At 54.3% G+C, this 2,356-nt stretch carries 3 protein-coding genes and 1 pseudogene; 1 reads left to right on the top strand and 3 read right to left on the bottom strand.

Annotated features, from left to right (window positions below; all coding sequences use genetic code 11):
- Positions 1-196 precede the first annotated feature (196 nt).
- Positions 197-487 (top strand): annotated as a pseudogene (locus KPG66_RS07080) (ISNCY family transposase); the annotation flags it as partial.
- 189 nt (positions 488-676) lie between these two features.
- Here KPG66_RS07080 and KPG66_RS07075 read toward each other — a convergent pair.
- From KPG66_RS07075 to KPG66_RS07060, 3 genes are all read right to left on the bottom strand, one after another.
- Positions 677-985, bottom strand: a complete 309-nt coding sequence (locus KPG66_RS07075; RefSeq protein ID WP_370645080.1) for a HigA family addiction module antitoxin — start codon at positions 983-985, stop codon at positions 677-679.
- Between the two features lie 13 nt (positions 986-998).
- A complete protein-coding gene (locus KPG66_RS07070; protein WP_237070387.1) occupies positions 999-1,277 on the bottom strand; it encodes a type II toxin-antitoxin system RelE/ParE family toxin in 279 nt (92 codons plus the stop codon).
- A gap of 739 nt (positions 1,278-2,016) precedes the next feature.
- Positions 2,017-2,301, bottom strand: a complete 285-nt coding sequence (locus KPG66_RS07060) for a hypothetical protein (protein WP_237070386.1) — start codon at positions 2,299-2,301, stop codon at positions 2,017-2,019.
- Positions 2,302-2,356: the final 55 nt, after the last annotated feature.

The raw sequence follows: 2,356 nt of genomic DNA, 5'->3' as shown, positions 1-2,356 counted from the left end.
CCGGACATTTGAACTTAGCCGGCAGGCGGACATTTGAGAATGGCTTTGACATAGCGTGTAGCGGCTACGTTGTAATGTCCGCTTTTGGCTAAGTTCAAATGTCCGCTTTTCGGTTCATCGTAAGCTAACCGGCGGCTGGAAATCCAGTGCCGGAGGCTTCGATGGCAACGACAGAGCGGATAACCATGACGATGGGGAATGCCACGGCATTGGACTGGCCAAGGAGACGGTTCGCCGGTTGATGACACAGGCCGGCTTGTGGGTGCCACGACGGCAGCGTCCCCCCAAGCTTTACCAGCCGAGGGCACGGCGCGCATGCCTGGGCGAGCTGGTGCAGATCGACGGCAGCGAGCATGCGTGGTTTGAGGATCGGGCGCCGCAATGCACGTTGCTGGTGTACGTGGACGATGCAACGAGCCGGCTGATGCATCTGCACTTCACGGTAACTGAGTCGACCTTTAGCTACTTTGAGGCGACGCGAGCCTACAGCTCGGGGGGACGATCCGAGCCACCGGCACATGGTTGCGTTCGATGATGATGGTTTGACCTTGACCATCGTCGTACCCAACCGATTCCAGTCTCACGCCTGAGGGATGCGCCGCCTGCCACCAGGACGCGAGCTGCGGTTCCCCGTCAGTTTTCACCCGATCGTCGCCGATAAGCTGTGCGATGCTTATCATCGCACTTTTAATGCATCCGGGATGGAGTCATTCGACTGCAACGGCCTTACAGGCGGCTGTTCGCGCTGCTCAGCCTGCCAAAGTTCGTAATTGGTTTGCAGGTTCATCCAGAAACGCGCCGTGCTGACGCCTGCGCGTTCCAGGCGCAAGGCAAGATCGGGGCTGATGCCGGAGTGTCCATTCAGCACACGCGAGAGCGACGTGCGGTTATAGCCGAGCCGCGCAGCGGCTTCGGTCACGTCAATTTCAAGCGGTTGCAGCACGTCCTCGCGCAGCAGCTCGCCGGGGTGCGGATGATGCTTCATCATGTCGTAATCCTTAATGATAGTCGTGGTAATCGACCAGCTCAACGTCAACACCGATGAATCGGAAGGTGACGCGCCAGTTACCGTTGACCCATATTGACCAGTGCTCTTTCATGTCTCCTTTCAGGAGATGCAATTTATAGCCGGGCTGATCCAATTCTCGCGGCGAACAGGCAGCGTTGAGCGCAGCCAAGATGCGGCGGAGTTTGGCCGCGTGGGCTGCTTGCACACCTCGCGGGGAATCCTCACGGAACAAGGCTTCAAGCCCTTTGTGCCGAAAGCTGATTATCATGCAGCAAGTGTAGCATGATGCGCAACACGCCACAAGAAAAAGACCAATAGAAGAGAGGTAATTATTCTAGAATGTGTCATCAATTCAAGGAAACGACAGAAGCGGCTGATCTCGTAGTCCGGACACGGCCTCACACGCCAGCGTAATTCTGGACCAGTCCCATTGCCTGCGCGAGTGCCGCCCCCGGCTGGTGCGGTGTGGCGCAGAGCCACGGCGGCAGGCGACTGCGGCCAGTCCGGGGCCATGCTTTAAAGCGCAACGCGACAACAGTCGGATCGGTAAAGCGCCGTCTCGAATGCACTTGGGGGATTCAACCCGGAGCAACCGGAACGAACGCCAACCGGGTAAGAAGAAACAGCGCGAGTTCACGCAGGCTGACACATTGAGGGCGTGAACTTGCCGGGCGTAGACAGGCGCAACAGCCACCCCGCAAACCTGGCCGTTGGTCTGCCAGGGACAGTGGAACAGGCGTAAGCGCCCTGCCCGTTTAGGATCCGCTCTTCGACACGGCGTGATTTGTAACCCATTAAAGATAAACCCTCAAAACATGACATTTTTAAATGGCTGTCGCTACGACATCTTGAAATAGCTTTGATATTTGAATGTAGAAACCAAGTAGTAACGTCGCATTTGGGCCAAATAGATGGAATGGTCGCCTCCCGCCCCAGCAGCTGTTTTAGCGACTGACAATGGAGTCCACGACAATCGCCATCGACCTGGCTAAGCGCATTTTTCAGATTTAGATTAATTTTAGCTCAATCGTTTTTCTTGCAAGAACGTGCCATTCTTCATTTTGTGGACTGTAACGCAAGGTTGCCTTAAGCGTGTCGCGCAACCAGGCAATGATTTGCATGAGCGTGGACATTGATAAATTGTCCGCGCCTGAGTCGACTATTATCTTATCGAACCTTGTTAATTTAAGGCGGCTTAAAAGGGAGTGAAAAATCTTTACGGTTTCAAATGGATCGGCAAATAACAAACAGCAGATTTCAAAAGACCGTAATGAAGAAAGCTGCATCTTCATTCCAAAAGGCCTTGCTCAGATTTACAAGTCGTTGCCATCTAAAATTCAACAATTA

It is taken from the genome of Mycetohabitans sp. B2, from assembly GCF_021733735.1.
Taxonomy (GTDB): domain Bacteria; phylum Pseudomonadota; class Gammaproteobacteria; order Burkholderiales; family Burkholderiaceae; genus Mycetohabitans; species Mycetohabitans rhizoxinica.
This window is presented reverse-complemented; position numbering and strand designations above follow the sequence as displayed.